We start from the raw sequence: 23,365 nt of genomic DNA, 5'->3' as shown, positions 1-23,365 counted from the left end.
CTGTCATCCGCATTGGCGGCGGACAGTCCTATCACACGGGTGGATATGCGGCGCCGACTGCCGCCTGGAATGATTAGCCGCCTCTCGTCATCTGGATGAACACCACTTTTCTTGGCAAAGGAGATTGAGCGCATGTATGGGATCGAAACCAAGTCGCTGACGCTTTCTTACAATCAAACGGATATTATCGAGGATCTCGATCTGGAGATTCCGAAAGGTCAGATTACCGTGTTGATCGGCTGCAACGGCTGCGGTAAATCGACGCTGCTGCGCTCCATGGCCCGGCTGATGAAGCCCAAGAACGGTGCCGTGCTGCTGAACGGCCAGGAAATCGCGAAGCAGTCCACCAAGGAAGTGGCCCGTCAGATGGCGATTCTGCCGCAAGGTCCTACCGCTCCTGAAGGGATGACTGTCTTTGAACTCGTGAAGCAGGGACGCTATCCGCACCAGAACTGGCTGAAGCAGTGGACCCGGGAAGACGAGGATGCAGTCACCAAGGCGTTGGAAGCGACGGGGATGGCTCCGCTGGCCGAACGTCAAGTGGATTCGCTGTCGGGCGGACAGAGGCAGCGGGCATGGATCGCCATGACTCTCGCGCAGGGAACCAACACGATCCTGCTCGATGAGCCGACGACCTATCTCGACATGACGCATCAGATCGAAATTCTCGATCTCCTGTGGGAACTCAACGAGAAGGAGAACACGACGATCGTCATGGTTCTCCACGACCTCAACCTGGCCTGCCGTTATGCGCACCACATCGTCGCTATTTGCGACAAGAAGGTCTACGCCGCGGGCAAGCCCGAGGAAATCGTAACGGAGGAACTGGTGCGCCACGTGTTCGGGCTGAACTGCCGCCTCGTCCGCGATCCTATTTTCGGAACGCCTACGTGCGTGCCTTTCGGTAAAGGACGGAGACTTCCGGGCTGCGAGGAGATGGTGAACTTCGTTAACGCCAAATCGGCCTCGTCTCCGGATTCCCCGTTGTCCGAACCGACGCCTTTGCCGGTTTAATTGAATCGATCGTAACGCGGCGGCCCCTTGAGGGCGGCCGTTTTTTGTTGCGCCGCTGTAGTCCTAGAGAACTTATAGTGATTTATTGAACATAGGTCAATAATAACTGGACACACACTCGCCTTTCCGATAGAATAAACCTCTGTTTAGACAGACCGTTAACATCCTAGACTACACAAGCAGGTGAAAGCATGAGCAAACAAGATTTAAACGGGGGAGCTTCAGGCCCTGCAGCCGGTGAAAAGAGCGGGGAACGTTTCTCTTCCCTCGGCTTCATCATGTCGGCGATCGGGAGTGCGATCGGCCTCGGCAACCTTTGGAAATTTCCTTATATAACGGGGATATACGGCGGAGCGGCTTTTGTGCTGCTGTTCATTATCTGTCTCATTATCGTCGGCATGCCGGTCTTACTGGCCGAGATGGCCATAGGACGCGCGGGACGGGGGAACGCCTCCACCTCTTTTCTTAATTTGTCAGGTTCCAAACGCTGGAGCTTCTTCGGTTTTCTCGGAGTGTTCGGTTCCTTTATGATCACGTCTTTTTATTCCGTTATTGCGGGCTGGACGCTGCATTATGCGCTTAGCTCCTTTACGGGGGCTTTGTACAAAGGAACGGATTACGCCGTTCAGTTTCAAACCTTTACCTCCGGGTACAGCCCGATAGCCTGGCAGTTCCTTATTCTGGGGCTTTCCGGCTGGGTAATTGCGAGAGGAGTATCCGGTGGTATCGAAAAATTCAACAAGGTGCTTATTCCCGCGCTTGCGGTCGTGCTGCTCATTCTGATGGCGCGTGCCTTGACGCTTCCGGGAGCCGGAGCGGGCATCGAATTTTTCCTGAAGCCGGATTTCAGCAAGCTGACGGGCGAGTCCGCGCTCGTTGCCCTGGGGCAAGCTTTCTTCTCGATGTCGGTCGGGATGGGCGTCATGATTACGTACGGCTCCTACGTGAAGAAAGAGCAGTCTCTGGGCAAAGCGACCGTTGCGGTTACGGGGGGCAATCTGCTGTATGCCCTTATCGCGGGCCTCATCGTATTCCCGACTACGTTCTCGTTCGGCCTGGAGCCGGCTCAAGGGCCCGGACTTGTCTTCGTCGTGCTGCCTGCGGCGTTCTCTTCGATGCCTTTGGGCGCGGCCTTCGGCGGCCTGTTCTTTATCCTGCTGGCCATCGCCGCTTTCACGTCGATTCTGTCGCTGCTGGAAGTGCCGGTCGCCTTTGCGATGGACCGCTGGAAATGGTCGCGGCTTAAGGCGACGTCCTGGACGACCGCGGTTTGTTTTATCGTCGGTGTGCCTTCGGCCTTGTCGGTCGGCGGTGTTCTGAGCAATTTCAAAATCGGCGGCAAAACGGTGTTCGATTCCTTGGACTTCGTCACCTCGAACATTCTGCTTCCTATCGGCGGCCTGGTCGTTACGCTCTTTATCGCGTACGCCTCGAAACGCGCCATGGAAGAAGCCGGACTCAAAGGCACACTGCTGCGGGTGTGGGTGTTCCTGCTCCGCATCGTGATTCCGCCGCTGATCGTCCTTATTTTCTTGTACTCGGTTGGAATCATTTCTTAGTCCGCAAACAGCCTGGTAGCATAAACACGGCCGGATTGCCCCATCCTATAGGAGTCTGAAATTCCTATCGAGATGAAGGAGGCTTCCATCATGACCGAGCGCGATTCCAGTTTGCAGTCGCAAAACCCGATTTCTCAGGCGCAAAATTCGGTGGAAAAGGTCCACAACGCCGTCTCCCAAGCGCTGTCTCATCCGACAGCCCAGCTTGAAGAGCAAGCGGAACGGGCCATCCAGCGTGCCGAGCGCGCTGTGGAGAACGCTTCGCTGAGCTTTAACCAGCCCGCATTCGAGGAAGTCGAAAACGGTCTGCGGCAGGAGATCGAAGACCTGCACAACGGCACGCGTTCCTGAAGCTTTCCTGCCCCGTCAGGTTCAGGCGGCTCCTTTCCTTTCAGTCCAGACTGAGAGGAAGGGGGCTTTTTTTATGCGATAAACGGGTATGTTGAACCTTTGGGGCTGTTTTTCTTGTAAGATTTTTAGTTCGTCCGTTCTTTTGTGCCAGGATAAGTTGGAAGCAAGCGGACGTTAAATGAGATGTAAATTATCAGCTGGCCTTCGTTCAAAAAAGTGTGGAGTCGGAGACATTCGACTGAAGTGTCCAAAAACCTCGATACAGGCGCTATCCCAATATCCTCCATTACGTGACATGCTTGCTTCCATCCTCTTGCGCTTCAATAAGGCATGGTACTGCTTATGGGGATATTGAAAGCCCTGGTCACTGTGGAGCAACAGATTTGTTACTCGGCGTTTGTGTACGGCTGCGTGTACCGTTTCCAGCGCAAGCTCCAGGTTGTTGTGGCTTCCAATCCACAGCTCATTCATCAGCGGCTATGTTTGACGCCGCTTTTCTCTTGTCCCCTTTGCAGTTCCCTCCATCTTCTTTCCATTCTTTCATTAATCTCTTGGCTACCGTTTTGTAGCCAAGTCCAGCTTCCAGGAACATGGCGAAGGCCCGGTGTTTAACATCTATATCGTAAGTCTTCCGTATGTGTCCTACATCAATCAATCCGGACGAGGCGGGACTTTTGGAAGTATGAATATAAAATTTAAGGTTTAGAGAGGCTCCCAGTCATGAATAAATAAACTAATAAGTTGTTTTTTTGCTCTTTCTACACGTTTGCTCAGAACTGACTCTGAAATATTTAATTTTCCTGCTATTATTTTATAAGGCATTTCATCCATGTAACGCATTTTGATCAAAACTCGATAATCGTCTCGAAGTTCATCTATATTCTTTAATAAGCATTCATTTCTTAATAAAATTTCCACAAATTCTTCAGTGGATTGGCTGTGGAGGTTATTTATCACCTTTTCATGGCGCAGTGAATAATCATATTTTTTATTTTTCCTTATTATGTCGTATGCTGCATTCCGGGCTACCTGCCTGATCCAAGATTTAATATTATGATCGTGTTTTAAATTAGGACCACATTCAAGAACTTTTATTAGCGTATCATGTGCGGCATCTTCCGCTAAAGATCTATCTTTTAAAATTAATATCGCATTTTGATATGCTAATTCATAAAAAGCATTAATTATTGATCTTTGAGAGTCAGGATTTAGATTTCGGAAATCTAAGGGGAATATCGAATGGTTTAATGTTTTCAAAATAACCTCCTCCACATATTTTAAAAAAAATGTCACATTAACGGTTCGAAAAACGTTATATATAGAGACAAAGATGGGTGTAAATTCCAAATGGTAATTATATTTTATATGTGATTACAAGAAAAGTAAAATTTGGGTTTATATTGAATCTATATTAGATTTAAACTTTGTCAAAAAAATAAAGGGAGAGATTAAATTGAAAAAGAGCGGATCAATGGTTTTAGTATTAGCGTTAGCTTTTGGAGTTTTTTCATCTGTAACTTCAGCGAAGGTAGATGATGGTTTAACAGAGGTTGAGGCGACTGTTCATAAATTTTATAAATCAATAAAGAATTACAGTGATTATGATACATATTTAGCGGTTTCGAAAGACTTGCGCTATAGTGAAGAGGGAAGAAAGCAAATTGCTGGCAGCACGTTTTCGAATCCTAAAAATGCCAATACCCTTACTGATTATAATGTTGAAAAGTTAAGCAAGGTTTCTGAGAGTGAGTATAGAGCCCTTGTTTCTCAAAAATTTAGTTCAACTGGCCAAGTCCCTGCTTATGAAGTTCCAGTTATCAAAGAAAATGGAAAATGGTATGTAATAATTGAACCCATTGATTTCATTAAGAATGATGGTTTACAAAGTAAAAATGCCCCTTCAGCTAATAGTTCAGCAAAAGAAATTATTGCTAAAGATGATTTTGTGACAGTAGTAAAACATAAAGGTGAAGTGGTGAAAAACAGCAGTAATAATTCGGTAATTAGTCCGATGGCTTCCGGAGTGCTTTACTATGAGGCTAAACCTATTAATGGAAGTGGTTATAAGCCCGGCACTACAACTTTTTCGGTTGCATATAATAGTGGAACTTTTGTAAAGGGCTGGCAGTTGTCACGTGACTCAAGCGTTAAAGCATGGATTGGTTATTATTTAAAAGAATACAGCCCATCTGGGAACACCCCAGTGAGCAACATAACTATTTGGAATGATTATAAACAGACTGCTGATTGGTATAATGTTAATTTTAACAACGTTCCAACTAGCAAACCTCTTGTTTTAGATTTAGAAAACCTTACTGGTTACAGTACAGATTTGGCAGGAAACGTATATAATTAAATTAAAAAACAAAGCAGGCGCTTATTTTAATAAAGTACCTGCTTTGTTTTTTATCTTTCTTGGGGTAAAACACATAAAAAAGTTGACTAATATCGACTACAAGTGTAGTCTGTATATAGACTACACTTGTAGTCGATATTAAAGTGAAAGGATTTGAACTATGAATCCAAACCTACGCATTTCCGATGCAGAGTGGGAGATAATGAAGGTGCTTTGGTCTGCAAAAAAATCCCTCACAGCAAGTGAAATTATTGAATCGATGAGTCATCCTGAGTGGAGTTCAAAAACCGTTAGAACCTTAATTGCACGACTGGTTCAAAAAAATGCAATCAAGGCGGACATGAGCAGCCGCATTTATCAGTATTACGCCCTATATGAAGAGAAGGATTGCATATTGGCAGAAACCCAATCGTTTTTGCACAAAGTAAGAGGAAATCTTTTTAAACCTGTAATAGTTGAGTTTTTAAACAAACGGTCTTTATCTAAAGAGGATATCGAAGAGCTAAAATCCCTTTTGGATAAAAGGAGCGGCGACTAATATGCTTCTAAATTTTCAGCCTGTTTTTTTATTTATTCTTAACATTTCCTTTAAGGCCGGGGTTATGGTTGTATTAATTCTTACGATAAAAGTCCTCTTCAAAGATCGCTTGCCAGCTTCTTGGAATTATTACTTATGGCTCCTTCTTATACTTCGTCTGCTTCTTCCAGACTCTTTGGGAAGTCAACTTAGTATTTTTAACTATCTGGATATAAACCCACACGAGGCAGTGACCTTACAACCGAGTAGCTTACAGCCGAACACTACAATGACAATTTCCAATAACAACATGGATGTAAATATTAATGGCGAAAACGTCAATTATTTAAAAAGCTTCGATAGTCATTCAAGAAAGAGTAACTTCTATTTATTGAATTGGTTATCTTTTATCTGGATTGCGGGAGTACTTTTGATAAGTATCGCTATATATAGGGCAAACAGAAAGTTTGCTATTACTTTGAAGAAAAATTCTAAACCATGTATGGATTCATCATTGCTGGAACAATTAGAAACATGTAAACAAATTATAGGCATTAATCGCAGAGTTCCACTGATGACCACGAGTGCCGTTTGTGTACCGTCTTTATATGGATTGTGGAGGCCCAGAATTCTTATTCCACCGAAGGGGGTTGAAAGTTTCTCGACAGAGGAATGGAAGCATGTTTTTCTGCATGAGCTTGCTCATCTTAAACGTAAAGACATAGGAGTAAACTGGATAGTTAATATATTGGTTATTATTCACTGGTTTAATCCCCTTTTATGGCTAGCTCTTAGGAAAATGCGTGAAGATCAGGAAATTGCAAGTGATTACTTAGCAGTATCCAGTATGAACAAACAACAGAGTCAAGAATATGCGGCTGTGCTAATTAAATGGATGGAATATTTTCAAAAACCCCCCTTAACCGTTCACTCCGTGAGCATGCTAGACAATAAAAGATATTTAAAAAGGAGAATTCAAATGATTATCCAAAAAAGGGCTTCATATAAATGGTCATTAGTTGGGATGCTAGCTCTTGCTCTTCTAGCTGCTGTATCTTTAACTAGTGCAAAAGCGGAGGAAGAGGTGAAATCAGAAGATGTCCGGGTGAAAGAAGTGGTTACTAAAACTTTTGAAGCACTGCAGCATTTCCAAGATGCAGATACTTTTTTATCTCATACGATTGACGTTAGATACAGCCAGCCGGTGGCTAACAAGTTGGCTGCAGATGTTTTTGCGAACAAAGGGCTTAATCCTAATACATTAATTGATTTCAAAATTGAGAAGATAGAGAAGCTGAATGTAGGTGAGTATAAAGCATACCTTTCGAAGACATATAGTGATCTAGGCAAACTTCCGGTTTATGGAATACCGGTTGTCAAGCGTGATGGTGAGTGGCTAGTCGTTATTGAAAATATAGAGTTTGTTCCCAGTCAATTCTGGTTGAAAAACAAAGATTCCATAACTAATTCAGGTAAAGTTGAAGTTCTAGCGGTGAACGAAAATGCAGCTGTTATTAGAAGAAAATAATGCACTTATAGTTTAACAGTTGCCTTGGCCATCCGGTCAGGGCGACTTTTTTTAGATATATCTTATTTTACATAGAAAATATTGAATCTAATCTAAATCAATTTTCCCTCATTCTTTTCTATACAACCTCTAAAGGAGCATTTTGTTGGAAATCTTTTTGCTGTTTCTGTTTGCTGATCTCGTTAGCAGGGGAAAACAATATTCTGCCTTGGTCAGGAAAACAAAATCAGTAGATTATTTCCGTTCCGTCAGAGGAACAGCAAAAGGCCAATTCGGACCTGGATTTGTATCAAAACATACCCCTAAGCAATTGAAAAATGGGCAAAAAACGGGGAGGTGTATGAATACAAAATGAGCACTGGACGCCCTTCCTATTTTAGGGAATTAAAAGACGTGGACGAGGATCGTTGTCTGCTCCTGTCAGACAATGAATTCTCTTAAGCAGTTTCATCTCCCCTTACCCAAACGCATACTTCCCTCCTTTTTGACCCATATTACAGGAAAGAATTGGGCCGGGTGGCTACAAAAGGAGTGTGGATCTATGGATACCGTCGTGATGGCGCGGGCCTTGTTCGGCACGTCAATGGCGTTTCATATTATTTTTGCGACGCTCGGGGTTGGGCTTCCGATGATGATCGTGTTTGCGGAAATCATGTATCATGTCAAAAAAGACCGCGACTACGTGGTGCTCGCCAGAAGGTGGACGAAAGCTTCCGGCATTCTGCTGGGCGTCGCGATTCCGTCGGGAACGATCGTCGGCGTGATGCTCTCTTTGCTCTGGCCAGGCTTCATGCGGATCGTCGGGCAGGTGATCGCTCTGCCGTTTCAGATCGAAATGTGGGCCTTTTTTTTCGAGGCCCTCTTTATGTCGATCTACTTGTATGCGGCCGACCGGCTGCCTCCGGTCGTACGGATCATCAGCGTGATCTTCGTCGCGATCGGGGCGAGCGCTTCGGCCGTGATGATCACGGACGCACACGCGTTTATGAACACGCCGAGAGGGTTCTCCATCAACGCGAACGGAGACTTCGTCGACATCCGCCCGTGGGAGGCCGTGTTCAACCCGAGCTTCTGGTCGACGGCGCTGCACGTCCTGTCCACCGCCTATATGACAGGCGCCTTCGCCGTCGCGTCCGTGGCGGCTTACAAGCTGCTGAAGGCACGCAAAGCCCCACGCGAAGCGGATTACCACCGCAAGGGCCTGTTTCTCGCGCTCATCTTCGGCGGCATCATGACGGCCTTCACGGCCGTCAACGGACATGCGACGGCCCAGATGCTGCATCATCACATCCCCGAAAAGCTCGCCGCCGCCGAAGGGCTGTTTGAGACGCAGTCTCACGCCCCGCTTGCCATTTTCGGCAAAGTCGACGAAGCGACGCAGTCCATCAAGGGAGCGATCGAGCTGCCGGGCTTCCTCAGCTTGCTTGCAGGCAACCGTTTCGACACCGTGGTCCGGGGCCTGAACGAATTCCCGCGGGAGAACTGGCCGCCGCTGTACATTCACACCCTCTTTAACCTGATGGTGTTCATCGGCATGTTCCTGCTCGCCGTGGCCTTCCTGAGCCTGCTCATCCGTATCTGGTTCAAAAAGCCTTACCCGAGCTGGCTTCTGGCCATCCTTGTCGCTTCGGGTCCTCTCTCCATGCTGGGCATCGAGATCGGCTGGATCTTCAGCTGCACGGGCCGGCAGCCCTGGACGGTTTACCACGTGCAGCGGACCAGCGAAGCGGCCCTGCAGTCCCAGGGCATCGGGACCCTGTTCGTTATGTTCGTGTCCGTCTACGTGTTTCTTCTTGTCGTGACGTCGATCGTCATGCACGTCTACTTCAAGCGGCATCCCGTCTCGGAAGCACTCGGACTTGCCGCCGCTAACGGAGACCAGACCGGGGCAGCAGAGGGGGCGAGTACATGAGCGACGTAACCTTGGCAGTCAGCGTACTCTGGGTATTCCTGTTCACGTACTCGATTCTCGGCTCCATCGACTTCGGCGCCGGTTTCTGGTCGATGTACTTCAGTGGCCAGCATCATACGAAGGCGGGAGCCCTCGCGAACCGGTATTTGTCGCCGACCTGGGAAGTGACGAACGTGTTTCTCGTCCTGTTCGTCGTGGCTCTTGCGGGTTTCTTCCCGAAGGCGACCCATATGCTCGGCGCGGCCCTGCTCGTGCCGGTCTCGCTCGTTCTCCTGCTGCTGCTCGTTCGCAGCACATTCATGGTCTACGCTTACTCCGTGTCGAAGCACGGCCGCCTGCTGCGGGTCGTTTCCGGGATTACGGGTCTCCTTATCCCGGGACTGCTGGTCAGCGTGCTGCCGATCACGCTGGGAGGCTTCGTCACCGTTGAAAACGGAGTGCCGGTCCTTCACCTCGGCGAACTGTTCACCAGCTTGACGGAGTACGCGCATCTCGGCTTCGGGCTGTCGACCGAGCTGTTCATGTCCGCGCTCTTCCTGGCGGACTACTCCCGCGAGGCGGGGGACGAGGAGACGTACCGCGATTACCGCAGGCTCGCGATTATCTGGGGGCCCATCAACCTGCTGATGGCCATGCTCACCGTCAGCACCTTTTCCGAGCATGCGCCGTGGATGGTGGAGGGTTTCAAGCGGTACGCCTTCTGGTTCGGCCTTTCCGTAGCGGCCTTCATCGTCGCTTATATTTTGCTGCTAAAAAGAAGGCCGGACGGCCGCCGCGGTTACCCGCGGGCTTCGATTATTACGGTCATCATCCAGTACGGACTGGCGAGCTATGCGTATTTTTCCGCGCACATGCCTTACATGGTTTATCCTCATTTGACGTTCGACGAAGGGATTACGAACCCGACGATGTTCCGTTCGCTTTTCATCGGGTACATCGTGAGTTCGGCGATTCTGGTTCCCGTGTTTTATTTGTTTTGGAGGCTGTTTCTCAAGGATAAGCGCTATCTGCAAAAGGAATAAAGAACAGAGGGACTCTTCCGAATCAAGCGAATCCGGGCACGAATCGAAGCATTGCGCGATGCCCGTTCGAACCCTATGGGGGCCCCTGCTCCATTTTGGTTATAACTATTTTCTCCGGCTTGTTCGGGTTGACATTCCTTTCCAACGGGTGATACAATCACACCAAGTTGACGCGAAAGCGCAGAAAAATGACCGGAGAAGAAAGGGTGGTATCGATGTTTAGAATGTTGCCTGTCCATGGAATACATCCGTATGCAGTGAACAAGGGAACAGCTGAATATTCGGTACACCCGTTAAACCGCACATCGGGATAGCGGCGTTCAGACGCCCGCATTTCCGTAATCATGGCTGCCCGCAGCCGGTTTAATGGGCGCAGGCTTTGCCGCGCTTTTGAGGACGTACCGTTTGTTAGTTGAACGGTGCGTCCTTTTTTCATGGTCCCGCATGGAGACCGCCCTCATTTTTCTAGAGAGACACGAATACGGAAACAAGAAAAAAAGCTTTTCGTGGACAAAGAAAGAAGGTGACCTGTTTGTTCAGTATTTTACAGAAGCTCGGCTGGTTTTTTAAAAAGCACTGGATCCGCTACACGGTAGCGATTACGCTGTTGATCGTCGCCGGTATCGTGGAGATTATTCCTCCGAAGATTCTCGGTTACGCGGTTGACGAGATCCATATGGGTTCGATTACGGCGGGCCGGCTGATCTCCATGATCTCATGGACGCTGGGGATTACGGTCATTATTTATTTGATGACCTATGTTTGGATGTATCAGTTGTTCGGGGGCGCTTTTCTGGTGGAACGCGTGCTGCGTTCCAGATTTATGCGGCATCTGCTGAAGATGACCCCGACCTTTTTCGAAAAGTACCGCACGGGCGATCTGATGGCCCGCGCCACCAATGATCTTCGGTCCGTTTCCGCTACGGCGGGCTTCGGTATTTTGACGCTGGTGGATTCCAGCGCGTTTATGCTCGTGATTCTTTTTACGATGGGCGTCACGATCTCCTGGAAGCTTACGTTTGCGGCCCTGCTGCCGCTTCCGTTCATCGCGCTGGCCATGAAATTTTACGGCAAAACGATTCATGAACGGTACACGACGGCCCAGGATGCGTTCGGCCAGATGAACGATCAGGTGCTGGAAGCGACGGCGGGCGTCCGGGTTCTGCGGGCGTACGTTCAGGAAGCCAACGAACAGGAGCGCTTCCGGGAGCTGACGGAGGATGTGTACAACAAGAACATTGCGGTTGCCAAAATCGACGCCCTGTTCGATCCGACGATCAAGCTGCTTGTCGGGGCGAGTTATCTGATCGGTCTGGGCTACGGCGCATATCTCGTGTTTCAGACCGAGCTTACGCTGGGACAGCTCCTGTCCTTCAACATCTATCTCGGGATGCTGATCTGGCCGATGTTCGCGATCGGCGAGCTGATCAACATCATGCAGCGGGGCAACGCTTCTCTGGACCGGGTCAACGAAACGCTGGGGTACCGGCCCGATGTGCAGGACGTCCCGCAGCCGGCGGCGGATGCGAAGCCGGGTACCATCGGCTTCCGGGAAGCCGCGTTCAAGTACCCCTCCTCGGGGACTCCCAATCTGGAGGACATTGGCTTCACGCTGCGTCAGGGCGAGACCCTCGGCGTGGTTGGCCGGACCGGCAGCGGGAAATCCACGCTGCTGAAGCAGCTGCTGCGGCAGTATCCGACGGGCAGCGGCTCGATCACCATCGACGGCGTGCCTATCCAGCAGATTCCGCTGGAGCAGCTGCAGTCGTGGATCGGCTATGTGCCGCAGGAGCAGATTCTGTTCTCCAAGACCGTGAGGGAGAACATTAAGTTCGGCAAGTCCGACGCAAGCGAGGACGATGTGCTGCAGGCGATCGAACGGGCCGCCTTCACGCAGGACATCGGTACGCTGGCAGACGGGCTCGACACCCTTGTCGGAGAGAAGGGCGTAGCTTTGTCCGGCGGGCAGAAGCAGCGTGTCTCGCTGGCGAGGGCCTTGATCGCCGACCCGGAAATTCTGCTGCTCGACGATGCGATGTCGGCCGTGGATGCGCGGACCGAAGCGAGAATCATCGAGAACATCCGGCGGGAGCGTGCCGGCAAAACGACGCTCATCTCCACGCATCGGCTGTCCGCCATCGAGCACGCGGACCGGATTCTCGTCCTCGACGAGGGCCGGATTGTCGAAGCGGGAACCCATGAAGAGCTGCTGGCGCTGGGCGGCTGGTACAAAGAACAGTACGAGCGCCAGCAGGTCGAATCCAATTTGACGGAAGCGGGGTGATCGGCCTTGCACACAGGCAAACGTTTGGTGCAGTACGCACTTCATCATAAAAAATTGTTTATTCTTGCACTACTTATGCTTACGGTCGCGGTAGCGGCAGAGCTGTCGGGTCCCTTTATCGCCAAGCGGATGATCGATACGCATATCCTCGGAATCGAGCAGCCCTGGTACAAAGTCCCGCAGGAAACCGGCAGTACCGGGAATACTGTGGACAACGGGGACACGGTGTCCTACGGAGGCGACCTTTACAAACGCGGAGACCGTTTCGCGGAAGGCGAAGCGCGCGGTGACGAAGCCAGGCTGCTTCAGGTCGGCACGCGATTCGTCTTCGTTAACGGGCCGATCGCCTTTGACGGCCAGCGGTCCTGGCAGGACGGCAAGCTGACGGTCACGAGAGGCGGGCAGAGCGCCGCATACGAAGCGAAGTCGCTGACCAAAGGCGAGCTCTATGTGTTCTATCGGCCGGAATTGGCCAAATTAATCCGGCTCGCCCTGCTTTATCTCGGGCTGCTGGCCGTAGCGGCTGTCTTCACTTTCGGAGAGCGGTACATGCTCCAGGTTTCCGCAAACCGTGTTATTCAGAAGCTGCGGCTGGATGTGTACAGGCAAATTCAGCGGCTGCCCATCCATTATTTCGACAATCTTCCGGCCGGAAAGGTCGTATCCAGGGTGACCAATGACACCGAGGCCGTCCGCGACTTGTTCGTGACGGTGCTGGCGAACTTTTTTACCGGCTTCGTGTATATGACGGGGATCTTTATCGCCCTTTTCCTTCTGGACGTGAAGCTCGGCGCGATCTGTCTTCTGATCGTCCCGTTGCTGGTCGTCTGGGTCATCATTTACCGCAAGTACGCTTCGCGGTATAACAAAATCATCCGTTCGCGCTTAAGCGACATTAACGGGATGATCAATGAAGCCATCCAGGGGATGACGATCATCCGTGCGTTTCGCCGTCAGAAAGAAACGATGGAGGAGTTCGAAACGCTCAACGAGGATTACCTCAAGCACCAGCAGAAGCTGCAAAGCTTGAACGCCCTCACTTCCCATAATCTGGTCGGAGTGCTGCGAAACATATCTTTTGCACTGCTGCTCTGGCATTTCGGAGGCGCCTCGATGGGAACGGGAGCCGAATCCGTGATCTCCTTCGGGGTGCTGTACGCCTTCATCGACTACTTGAACCGGCTCTTCCAGCCGATCACCGGGATGGTGAATCAGCTTGCGACGCTCGATCAATCGATCATTTCGGCGGGACGCGTGTTCGAGCTGATGGATGAACGGGGCGAAGACGTTGCCGAAGGCCGGCTGCCCCGCTACAAAGGCGATGTCAGCTTCGAGCAGGTGTCCTTCGCTTACAAGGAAGATTATGTGCTCAAGAACATTTCCTTCGAGGCGAAGCAGGGGCAGACTGTGGCGCTCGTGGGCCATACCGGTTCAGGCAAAAGCTCCATTATGAACCTATTGTTCCGGTTCTATGATCCGCAGAAAGGAACGATCCGGGTGGACGGCCAGGATATTACGGCCATGCCCAAGCAGCTTCTGCGTCAACATATGGGCATCGTGCTGCAGGATCCGTTCCTCTTCACGGGCACGATTGCCAGCAACGTCAGCCTTGGGGACGGCACGATTCCCCGGGAGAAGGTGGATGCGGCGCTGCGGGATGTCGGCGGCGAGCGCATATTCGCCAACCTGCCGGGAGGCTTCGACGAGCCCGTGCTCGAAAAAGGAAGCACGCTCTCCGCGGGCCAGCGGCAGCTGATCTCGTTCGCGCGTGCGCTTGCTTTCGATCCGGCGATTCTGATCCTGGACGAAGCGACCGCCAACATCGATACGGAGACGGAAGCCGTGATTCAGGCCGCGCTCGATGTCGTCAAGAAAGGCCGGACCACTTTCATCATCGCGCACCGGCTGTCTACGATCCGCAGCGCGGATCTGATTCTGGTCCTGCATCGCGGCGAAATTGTGGAGCGGGGGAATCACGAGGAGCTGCTGGAGCTGGGCGGCCGGTACTCTCAGATGTACCGTCTGCAGCAGGGAGGCTCCGCTGCGGGCGCTGCGCCGGGCGGCGTCACAACCGGTGTCGCAGCTTCTACGTAAAAGCCGCTAAGTCTCGGAGGGAACCCGGTCTGTTATTGCTGCCCGTCCTGGTTCACCAGGATGAATGGTGCCGCGGCACTGTTCGAGACTCCACGGGGCTTACCGTGGACCTTTGGGAGATGGTTTCCCTTCGTTTTCTAATATTTTCTATTGAGCCCGGAGAAGTCCGGGTCTTTTTTTATAAAAATTTTCAGGTATAATTAGGAAGAAAGAAGGCGGACGCATGAAACGCGAAGACGCCTCGGTACGTAAATTAAACAAAGGGCATAAAAATCCGATAAACGATTTGTATGATTCGCGGACTGCTCCCGCGTCTATGCAAGGTCGTCCGGATCGAGCGTTACACCCTGAGATGTGTAAAATTAAATAGGACGGGGCGTTTTCATTTACACGCGCCGCCTTGCGAAAAGAGGGATTTATCGTGAGTTCGGAAACGAAACGCGTTTTGAATGTGATTCAGCTTATTGTGGAAATCGGAATTATCATCGGCTACGTAGTCGGCCTTATCCCGTTCGGATTCCTATGGTCCGGCGGCTGGGTAGTGCCTCTCGTATTCGTGAGTGCAGTCATCGGCTTGATCAACAGCAACCGGACGCTGCTTCCGGCTGTCGTCAACATCGTGCTGGCCTTCCTCAGCTACATTCCGCTCGTCGGTTATGTCACGAGAATCGTCGGTCTGCTGGTGTCCGCGTATAACATTTCTCTGATCAGACGCGACCAATACTAAGCCTTGGCTCCCTGTCGGACGCTGCGGCGTTACGAATGGAAGAAACCCCGTAAATCTTAGGATTTACGGGGTTTTTCTGTGTGAAGGGATAGTGTTTATCCCTCATGCTTTTTCAAGTCGTTTCGGGCTAAAACGTCCGCGCTTTTTCCTGTGCGTGTTTAATGGCGTCTTGTTTAATCTGCTCGGCGCGGTCGGGGAACTGGGCCATTCCTTCCACATAAAGAGTTTCAAAGGACGATATTCCGAAGAAGGACATGATCGTTTTCAGATACGGGCTTCCGAAGTCCGACCCGGCTCCAGGGCCTTCCGAATAAACGCCGCCGCATGCGTAGACGTGCAGCGCTTTTTTGCCGGTAAGCAGGCCGACCGGGCCGTTTTCCGTGTACTTGAACGTTTTACCCGCCGTACAGATCGTATCGATATAGGCTTTCATAACGGGAGGGAAGGAAAAGTTCCACATCGGAGTGACGAAAACATATTTGTCGCCCGCCACAAACTGATCCGTCAGTTCGCCGAAACGGGTCACTTTTTTCTTTTCTTCTTCCGATAGCTGATCAAACGAACTGCCGGAGCGCAGCTTGCCCCAGCCGCCAAAGACGTCCGTATCGATTTGCGGAATGTACGCTTTGTACAGGTCCAGTGTCACGATATGGTCTCCGGGGTAATTTTCGCGGTAAGCATCGAGAAACGCTTTGCCGACGGCCATGCTGTAAGAAGCCCGGTCGTCATGCGGATGTGCCGTAATATAGAGAAGCGTGGACATGAAGGAACCCTCCTGAGAATGTGCGGTAGATTTATGGTTTATTGAGGCGTCCTGTTCCGGAAAGATTCCGGCTGACAACCATACGGGGATAATATCTGCCGCCGCCGGAAGGGGTATGCCTGCCAAATTCGCACAACCTCTTCATTCAGAGATACAACCTGAAGGCGCCGGGGTAAAAAAATTTGGCACGGGAAACCTGAAGAAGAGGTGAGAAGCTTGGAAGTTCGCATCGGCTATGTAGCGCAGGCGTTGGCTATTTATCACAACACACCGAGCTCCACGTTTACGTATAAACGGTTCAAAGAAGGTCCCTATGAAGAATCGCTGGCAAAGGCGATCGAGGTGGGCCGCCGCAATCTGGAAGCTACGCGCAGAATTCTGTATTATAATGCGGCGCACGGAATCCGCCTGTACCGGCTCAGTTCTTCGCTGATCCCGCTTGCCACCCATCCCGATGTCCATATCGGGGTTAAAGAGGTGTACAGGGAGGAGCTTGCCGAGCTGGGTGCTTTTGCCCGCCGCCACGATATCCGGCTGTCGATGCATCCCAACCAATTTACGCTGCTCAACGGTTCGGATGCGGTGGTGGATGCCGCGATACGCGACCTGGACTATCATGCGGACATTCTCGGCGGCATGGGGATGGGCAGCGATGGCATCATTAATATCCATGTGGGCGGAGCCTACGGGAACAAGCGTGCTTCGGCCGAACGTCTCCTCTCGAACCTGCCGCGGGTGCCGGAACCCATTTTGAAGAGGCTGACTTTTGAAAATGACGATAAAACCTACACGGCCGAAGAAACGCTGTCCGTATGTCAGCGCAGCGGGGTTCCCATGATGTTCGATCTTCACCACGACTGGTGCAACTCCTCTTCTCGTCCGGGTATCGAGCTGCTCCCGCAAATAGCGGAGACATGGAAGGACCGTCCGATGAAAGTTCATGTTTCCTCGCCGAAGAACGACAAAGACTTCCGCTCTCATGCCGAGTATGTGGAAGCGGGACCGCTGCTTGTTTTTCTGAAAGCATGCAAGGAGGAGGGGCTGGACAGGCTGGATGTGATGGTGGAGGCCAAGCGGAAAGATTACGCTTGCCTGAAGCTCGCCGAGGATCTTTCTTCCGTAAGGGGAATCAGGCGCTTGGACGGCGGCGTATTGTCCATGTGACGAGGGTGGAAGAGGCCCTTTTAAACGCCTCTAAACCTTTATAGAAATGACAAAAAAGTAACAGGTTAAAAGATGGGGAATTTTTCCGCAACCTTTGCCCGGATTTGTCCGTCTCAGATGGTGAGAAATGGAATTCAGTATGTTCCATTCCACCTATTCGAAGGAGGCAGGTCCGTTTGAAAATTATTCTGAAAGCAGGTACGGCAGTGGTTACTTCCGCACTGCTGTTCGGCACGGTTACGCCGGTTATGGCGAGCAAGGCGGTTACGGGGGCGTCCGCAACTATTGCGAATCCGGTTTCGGATCAAGGGAAAGAGCAGATCGACATTTCCCAGGAAGAGGTAAAGGTAACTAAAGAGCAGGCCGTCGAGCTGGCTAAAAAATACGTTGCCCTGCCGGAAGGCTTCTCTTTGCAGGGGGCTAATTTAAGCATGTCCCGGGGATTCGGGGGCAAGCCTGCAAAAACGTGGAACCTGAATTTTAGCCACAAAGAAAAGAAAGATTACTATTCTTATTTGTCTTATAGTCTCGACGCGGATTCCGGTGCTTTGCTCGGGTACAATTTCAGCAGCAAAAATCCCGACAGCAAGCCCGTTTACCCGCCGAAAACCAGCTTGGATCAAGCTAAAACCATCGCATCCGATTACATAGCAAAATTAAGTCCGGAGCTTCAAAAGCAGGTGAAGTACAACGACCTGCGCGAATCTTCCCGCAAAACCCCGCTGAATGTTTACGAGGACTATCGGTTTTCTTTTGATAGGGTCGTGGACGGGGTTCCTTTCCCTCAAAACAATATCACGGTGGCCGTAGACAGCGAAGGCCGTCTTTCCGATTACCGCGTGTATTGGGATAAGGATGCGGCTTTCGATAAAAAGGAAGGCGTCATCACCCCGGAGCAGGCTGACAAAGCATTCCGCAATCAAGCGGAACCGGTGCTTCAGTACCTCATTCCTTACCAGTCGAAGGAGCTCAAACCGGCGATTTCATACAGTATGGCGGCTCTTCAGCTTGATGCCAAAACAGGCAAGCCGCTGTATGAGAGCAAAGCTCCCGCCGCTGTCAAGACATTGACCGAACAGCCTCAGAGCGGCACGGGAACGGCGGTGACTACGAAGGAATCGGCGCTTAAACGGGCCCAGCAGCTGGTGAAAATCCCGGCGGATGCCAAGCTTGAAGAAGCGAACTACAGCGAATACGAGAACGAATCCACGAAACAGACGGACGCTAACTGGAATTTCCAATGGGCGCTTCCGGGTAAAGACGGAGCGAAGGATAACAGAGGGTACGTGTCTCTGGCTATCGACGCCAAAACCGGTGAACTGACGAACTTCTCCCATTATGACTATAGTTCTAACCGTACGATCAAGCCGGAGGAAGTTAAGGTTTCCTTTGAGGAAGCGAAAGGGAAGGCGGTTGACTTCGTAAAGAAAACGAACCCTTCCTATGCGCATCAGCTGGTGCTGGAAACGACGGAAGCCCCCAAAACGGACAGCAAACTTGTCGGGATCGACCAGGATTACACGTATACCTTCCTGTTCTCCCGGTTCATTGACGGGGTCCGGGTAGAGAACGACAATATTCATGTAGGTGTGGATAAACGTACGGGCGAAGTCCAGAACAGCTACGTGAATATAAGCAAGCTGGCGTTCCCGGCAAAGAAACCGGCCGTGCTGGATAAAGATAAAGCGAAAGAGCTGCTGCTTTCCCAATACCAGCTTCGCCTGGTTTACCAGAGCGTAGGCTTAGAAGGTCAAATTCCTCCGGGAATTCCTGTCGAGCGCTATAATGTTCTCGCAGCTTCCGGTAAATATCCGACGGACAACCAAAATCAAAAAGCCCAGCTTGTTTACACGCTGGAGAACAAATACGAAAACGTCGCTTATTTCCTTGATGCGGAGAGCGGCAAATGGCGCAGCCGAGACAACGGCGAGGTGATCTCTCTGGAGCCGGTGAAGGTTGACGATATCGCCGGCCACTGGGCGCAAAACGAGCTCCAACTGATGCTCGATTATCAAGCCCTTGAAGTGAAGGACGGCAAGGTCAAGCCGGATCAGTCCATCAAGCGCGGAGAGCTTATCAAGATGCTCGTCATCGCAGACAGCGGAGGCGGATATTATCCGGCGGGAGCGATGGATGGCCGCAAAAACTCGTTCAAAGACGTGGAGAAAAGCAATGCGTATTTCTCTTACGTGGAAACGGCTCTGGACCGCAAATGGATCGACCGGACGTCCGACGAGTTCAATCCGGATCAGCCGATTACCCGCGAGGAAATGGCTTCGCTGATCGTCCGTGCGCTGAACTACAAGAAGCTGACGGAGTTCGATAACGTCTTTAACCGTAATTTTACGGACGCTTCCGAACTTAAAAACATCGGAAACGCAGCCATTGTGACCGGAATGGGTATCATGAGCGCGGACGGGGGCAAGTTCAGTCCGAAACTTGAGGTGACGCGCGCCCAGGCGGCAACAGCCTTCTATCGGTATTTGCAGAAGCGTTAACTTCCAGTCCGCTGCACACAACTCCATAAAAAATTAAGAGACTGCCGGGTTCGGCAGTCTTTTTTTTGGGAAAAAAGGAGAATAGGCAGGAGACCTCCGTAACGGATCGGAATTGAATCGGGCGCCAGTTGCTCAGGGAGATTCCCTTATTTGAGGAGTCACTGTTTTTACAGCATACATTCTGACGAACAGACAGGAGTGAAAATAGTGAGAGGGATTATCCGGTATTCTCTGAACAATAAGCTGGTTATCTGGTTGCTTACGATTCTTGTGACGGCCGCGGGCATTTACGCCGGTCTCAGCATGAAGCAGGAGACGCTTCCGAATCTGGAAGTGCCTGTTCTTACCGTTACAACGGTATATCCCGGCGCCGCGCCGGAAGAAGTGGCCGACCGGATCACGGGCCCTCTCGAGCAGAAGGTCCGGAGCCTGGACGGTGTAGACGTTGTAAGTTCGACATCCATGGAAAACGTATCTTCCATCGTGATGGAATATTCGTACAAGAAGGACATGGACAAGGCCGTTTCCGAAGTGAAAGAAGCCGTCGCCGATTTTGTGCTTCCCAGCGGGGCGCAGGAAACGAAAGTGTCCAAAATCAATATAAACGCATTTCCTGTCGTATCGCTGAGCGTGGCGGGGGACAAGCAGTCGCTCGACGAGCTGACCCGGCAGATCGAAAGCGATCTGCTTCCTGCGCTCGAAGGGGTTCCGGGTGCGGCAAGCGTGGAGATCTCGGGCCAGCACCAGCAGGAAGTCCGTCTGACCTTTGAGCGGGACAAGCTTAAGACTTACGGGCTGAGCGAGGATACGGTCAAAGGGATCGTTCAGGGGGCGGCTGTCCAAGTCCCCCTAGGCCTCTACGAAGTCGGACGGACCGAGAAAACCCTCGTCGTCGACGGCAACGTGAAGAGCCTGGACGACCTGCGGAATCTGGAGATTCCGCTCGTTCCGGGCGGAGCCGGTGCGGCGGGTGCAGCAGGTCCGGCAGCCGGGGGCGCAGGGGGAGCACCAGGTGCCCACGGCGGAGCGGCTTCGGGCGGAGCGCCCGGTGCGGGCGCGGCAGCGGCCCCGGGCAGTGCCGCAGGCGCCGGCAGGACGGGCGGCGCAGCATCGGCGCCTGCGGGGGCGGCCGGTCTGCCGACCGTGAAGCTTGCCGAGCTGGCGGCAATCGAGCTGGCCGACCGGGCCGACTCGATCTCCCGCACGAACGGCAAGGAGTCCATCGGCATCCAGGTCGTGAAGGCGCCGGACGCAAACACGGTTGATGTCGTGAACGCCGTCAAGGAGGAGGCCGACAAATTCCGGCAGGCGAACAGCGGTGTGGAGACCGTGATCATGCTTGACCAGGGCAAGCCAATCGAGGATTCGGTCAACACGATGCTGAGCAAAGCCGTATTCGGCGCTTTATTCGCCGTATTGGTCATCATGCTGTTCCTGCGCAACTGGCGGACGACACTGATTTCCATCGTTTCGATTCCGCTGTCGCTGCTCATCGGCATCCTGCTGCTGCAGCAGATGGACATCACGCTGAACATCATGACGCTGGGAGCGATGACAGTCGCCATCGGCCGCGTGGTGGACGACTCGATTGTCGTCATCGAGAACATCTACCGGCGGATGTCCAGTCCGTCCGAGCCTCTGCGGGGCAAAGCCCTTATCCGCGAAGCGACGCGGGAGATGTTTATGCCCATCTTCTCGTCGACCCTCGTGACGATTGCGGTCTTTCTCCCGCTCGGCTTCGTGAGCGGTCCCGTCGGGCAGCTGTTCCTGCCCTTCGCCCTGACGATGGTATTCGCGCTGCTTGCTTCGCTGCTCGTCGCGATCACCATCGTGCCGATGCTGGGGCATTCCATGTTCCGCCGCAGGCTGGAACGTATGGGCCCGGCTCCGGTTCCCGCCTTTGCGGAAGGCGGCGCGTCCGCTGCCCTTCCGCTTGGCATGGACCCGGCCGAATCGGTCCGGTTACGCCGCGTCCGGGACAAAGGCCAAAACCGGCGCGGCCATGACGAAACCGGCCGTCTGGGGCGTTTTTACAGGCGGGTCCTGGACAAGACGTTGAATCATAAACTTATCGCTTTCGGCACGGCTATTCTCCTGCTGGCGGGAAGCTTGCTGCTGGCTACACGGGTCGGCGTCAGTTTTCTTCCGGAGGAAGAGCAGAAATACGCCATGGTGACCTACACGCCTTCCCCGGGCGAGACGCTGGACGATGTGAAGAGTAAGGCGCTGGAAGCGGAGAAATATGTGCTTGGGCGCAGCGGTGTCCGTAATTTGCAATACTCGGTAGGCGGTCAGAATCCGATGTCGCCCGGGCCGTCCAAGTCCGCGCTTTTTTATGTGGAATACGATCCCGAATTCGCCGATTTCACGGCTGAGAAAAAGAGGCTGGTCCAAGGGTTGACGGACACCGTTCATGGAAGCTGGAAACCGATGGATATGGGCGGCGGCGTAGGGGGCAGCAAGCTGAGTCTCTACGTATACGGAGAGAAGCTCGACGAGATCCGAACCGCTGCGGATAAAATTCAGGCTCTGATGAAGAATCGGCCGGAATTCGATAAGGTAGCCTCCAGCCTGTCTGAATCGTACGGCCAGTACACGATTGTCGCGGACCCGGCCAAACTCAGCAAGCTCGGCCTAACGGCCGGTCAGATCGCGACGGCTTTCAGCCGGGATCGCGAGCGACCCGTTCTGGCCAAAGTTGGCGTCGAGGGCAAAGAGGTCGAGGTTTACGTACAAGCCGACAAAAAAACGTACGCGGATCTTTCCGCGATCGAAAACAGCACGATCACGTCCCCGCTTGGTGTGGAGGTTCCTCTTAAGGACGTGGCCAAAGTAGAGGAGGGCCTGTCGCCCAATGCGGTTACCCACCGGGATACGAAGCTGTACGCCGAAGTGTCGGCAGATATTACTTCCAAGGATGTGGGCGCGGCCTCCACAGGACTGAAGAGCGAGATTGACAAGCTGGGTCTCCCGTCGTCCGTACGCGTCGATTTCGGAGGTGTAACGGAGCAGATCAATGAGACCTTCTCTCAGCTCGGTCTCGCCATGATCGCAGCCATCGCGATTGTGTATCTGGTGCTCGTTATGTTCTTCGGAGGAGCGCTGACTCCGTTTGCGATCCTGTTTTCGCTGCCTTTCACGATCATCGGCGCCATCGTGGCCCTTCTTGTGACAGGGGAGACCTTGAGCGTGTCGGCCATGATGGGGGCGCTCATGCTGATCGGCATTGTCGTCACGAATGCCATCGTCCTGCTGGACAGAGTGATTCATAACGAAAAGGCCGGCATGAGAACGCGCGAGGCGCTCCTCGAGGCGGCCGCTACCCGGCTGCGGCCTATTCTGATGACGGCTCTCGCTACCGTCGGCGCGCTTCTGCCGCTGGCTTTCGGATTCGAAAGCGGCGGTCTGATCTCCAAGGGACTGGCCGTTACCGTGATCGGCGGTCTGATCTCTTCGACGCTGCTGACGCTCATCATCGTACCTGTCGTGTACGAATTTCTGGTTAAATTCCGGCGCAGACGCCCGGCTTCCGAACTGGAGGACTAACGCTGCTCGAACGCCCAGACTTACGCTTCC

Annotated in this window: 16 protein-coding genes; 14 read left to right on the top strand and 2 right to left on the bottom strand. The window is 52.3% G+C overall.

All coding sequences use genetic code 11. From position 1 onward, the window contains the following. Positions 1–132 precede the first annotated feature (132 nt). The 3 genes from PCH01S_RS17465 to PCH01S_RS17455 all read left to right on the top strand — a co-directional run bounded on the left by PCH01S_RS17465 (position 133) and on the right by PCH01S_RS17455 (position 2,924). Positions 133–1,014, top strand: coding sequence for an ABC transporter ATP-binding protein (locus tag PCH01S_RS17465; protein ID WP_042231252.1), 882 nt, complete (start codon positions 133–135; stop codon positions 1,012–1,014). A gap of 191 nt (positions 1,015–1,205) precedes the next feature. Then, positions 1,206–2,573, top strand: a complete 1,368-nt coding sequence (locus PCH01S_RS17460) for a sodium-dependent transporter (RefSeq protein ID WP_042231251.1) — start codon at positions 1,206–1,208, stop codon at positions 2,571–2,573. A 90-nt stretch (positions 2,574–2,663) separates the two neighbouring features. Further along, a complete protein-coding gene (locus PCH01S_RS17455) occupies positions 2,664–2,924 on the top strand; it encodes a hypothetical protein (RefSeq protein WP_042231250.1) in 261 nt (86 codons plus the stop codon). 702 nt (positions 2,925–3,626) lie between these two features. On the opposite strand, the gene PCH01S_RS17440 is transcribed toward PCH01S_RS17455, so the two are convergent. Next, positions 3,627–4,181: an RNA polymerase sigma factor gene (locus PCH01S_RS17440; RefSeq protein ID WP_042231247.1), complete on the bottom strand. Its 555-nt coding sequence runs from the start codon at positions 4,179–4,181 to the stop codon at positions 3,627–3,629. Positions 4,182–4,377: 196 nt separating this feature from the next. Between PCH01S_RS17440 and PCH01S_RS17435 the strand changes: the two genes are divergently transcribed. The 8 genes from PCH01S_RS17435 to PCH01S_RS17400 all read left to right on the top strand — a co-directional run bounded on the left by PCH01S_RS17435 (position 4,378) and on the right by PCH01S_RS17400 (position 15,364). Then, positions 4,378–5,280, top strand: a complete 903-nt coding sequence (locus tag PCH01S_RS17435; RefSeq protein WP_042231246.1) for a hypothetical protein — start codon at positions 4,378–4,380, stop codon at positions 5,278–5,280. A gap of 160 nt (positions 5,281–5,440) precedes the next feature. After that, the gene (locus tag PCH01S_RS17430) at positions 5,441–5,818 is read left to right on the top strand and encodes a BlaI/MecI/CopY family transcriptional regulator (protein ID WP_042231244.1); all 378 of its coding nucleotides are present in this window, start codon (positions 5,441–5,443) and stop codon (positions 5,816–5,818) included. 1 nt (position 5,819) lies between these two features. Further along, the gene (locus PCH01S_RS17425) at positions 5,820–7,325 is read left to right on the top strand and encodes a M56 family metallopeptidase (RefSeq protein ID WP_042231243.1); all 1,506 of its coding nucleotides are present in this window, start codon (positions 5,820–5,822) and stop codon (positions 7,323–7,325) included. Between the two features lie 541 nt (positions 7,326–7,866). Then, positions 7,867–9,237, top strand: coding sequence for a cytochrome ubiquinol oxidase subunit I (locus PCH01S_RS17420; RefSeq protein ID WP_042231242.1), 1,371 nt, complete (start codon positions 7,867–7,869; stop codon positions 9,235–9,237). Next, positions 9,234–10,259: a cytochrome d ubiquinol oxidase subunit II gene (locus tag PCH01S_RS17415; RefSeq protein ID WP_042231241.1), complete on the top strand. Its 1,026-nt coding sequence runs from the start codon at positions 9,234–9,236 to the stop codon at positions 10,257–10,259. Before PCH01S_RS17420 ends, PCH01S_RS17415 begins: the two co-directional genes overlap by 4 nt. 532 nt (positions 10,260–10,791) lie before the next feature. Then, complete coding sequence (locus PCH01S_RS17410) at positions 10,792–12,543, top strand: ABC transporter ATP-binding protein (protein ID WP_042231240.1); 1,752 nt, start codon at positions 10,792–10,794, stop codon at positions 12,541–12,543. 6 nt (positions 12,544–12,549) lie between these two features. After that, positions 12,550–14,637, top strand: coding sequence for an ABC transporter ATP-binding protein (locus tag PCH01S_RS17405; RefSeq protein WP_042231239.1), 2,088 nt, complete (start codon positions 12,550–12,552; stop codon positions 14,635–14,637). Positions 14,638–15,058: 421 nt separating this feature from the next. Continuing rightward, positions 15,059–15,364, top strand: a complete 306-nt coding sequence (locus PCH01S_RS17400; protein WP_009675810.1) for a hypothetical protein — start codon at positions 15,059–15,061, stop codon at positions 15,362–15,364. 127 nt (positions 15,365–15,491) lie between these two features. On the opposite strand, the gene PCH01S_RS17395 is transcribed toward PCH01S_RS17400, so the two are convergent. Then, entirely contained in the window at positions 15,492–16,127 is a 636-nt protein-coding gene (locus tag PCH01S_RS17395; protein ID WP_042231238.1) for an FMN-dependent NADH-azoreductase, read from the bottom strand. A 216-nt stretch (positions 16,128–16,343) separates the two neighbouring features. On the opposite strand from PCH01S_RS17395, the gene uvsE reads away from it, so the two are divergent. The 3 genes from uvsE (at position 16,344) to PCH01S_RS17380 (ending at position 23,335) form a co-directional block, all read left to right on the top strand. Further along, entirely contained in the window at positions 16,344–17,291 is a 948-nt protein-coding gene (uvsE, locus tag PCH01S_RS17390) for a UV DNA damage repair endonuclease UvsE (protein WP_042231237.1), read from the top strand. 176 nt (positions 17,292–17,467) lie between these two features. Continuing rightward, positions 17,468–19,789, top strand: coding sequence for an S-layer homology domain-containing protein (locus tag PCH01S_RS17385; protein ID WP_042231236.1), 2,322 nt, complete (start codon positions 17,468–17,470; stop codon positions 19,787–19,789). 207 nt (positions 19,790–19,996) lie between these two features. Beyond that, a complete protein-coding gene (locus PCH01S_RS17380) occupies positions 19,997–23,335 on the top strand; it encodes an efflux RND transporter permease subunit (protein ID WP_042231235.1) in 3,339 nt (1,112 codons plus the stop codon). The last annotated feature ends 30 nt before the right edge of the window (positions 23,336–23,365 follow it).

Source organism: Paenibacillus chitinolyticus NBRC 15660 (genome assembly GCF_000739915.1).
GTDB classification, from domain to species: Bacteria; Bacillota; Bacilli; order Paenibacillales; family NBRC-103111; genus Paenibacillus_F; species Paenibacillus_F chitinolyticus.
The sequence above is the reverse complement of the archived record's forward strand: the minus strand, read 5'-3'. Positions and strand labels throughout refer to the sequence as shown.

Bases quoted from the DNA above. Each gene is read 5' to 3' on its own strand.
- PCH01S_RS17430 (WP_042231244.1), top strand. From the start codon at position 5,441: ATGAATCCAAACCTACGCATTTCCGATGCAGAGTGGGAGATAATGAAG.
- PCH01S_RS17460 (WP_042231251.1), top strand. From the start codon at position 1,206: ATGAGCAAACAAGATTTAAACGGGGGAGCTTCAGGCCCTGCAGCCGGT.
- PCH01S_RS17455 (WP_042231250.1), top strand. From the start codon at position 2,664: ATGACCGAGCGCGATTCCAGTTTGCAGTCGCAAAACCCGATTTCTCAG.
- PCH01S_RS17395 (WP_042231238.1), bottom strand. From the start codon at position 16,127: ATGTCCACGCTTCTCTATATTACGGCACATCCGCATGACGACCGGGCT.
- PCH01S_RS17415 (WP_042231241.1), top strand. From the start codon at position 9,234: ATGAGCGACGTAACCTTGGCAGTCAGCGTACTCTGGGTATTCCTGTTC.
- PCH01S_RS17425 (WP_042231243.1), top strand. From the start codon at position 5,820: ATGCTTCTAAATTTTCAGCCTGTTTTTTTATTTATTCTTAACATTTCC.
- PCH01S_RS17420 (WP_042231242.1), top strand. From the start codon at position 7,867: ATGGATACCGTCGTGATGGCGCGGGCCTTGTTCGGCACGTCAATGGCG.
- PCH01S_RS17465 (WP_042231252.1), top strand. From the start codon at position 133: ATGTATGGGATCGAAACCAAGTCGCTGACGCTTTCTTACAATCAAACG.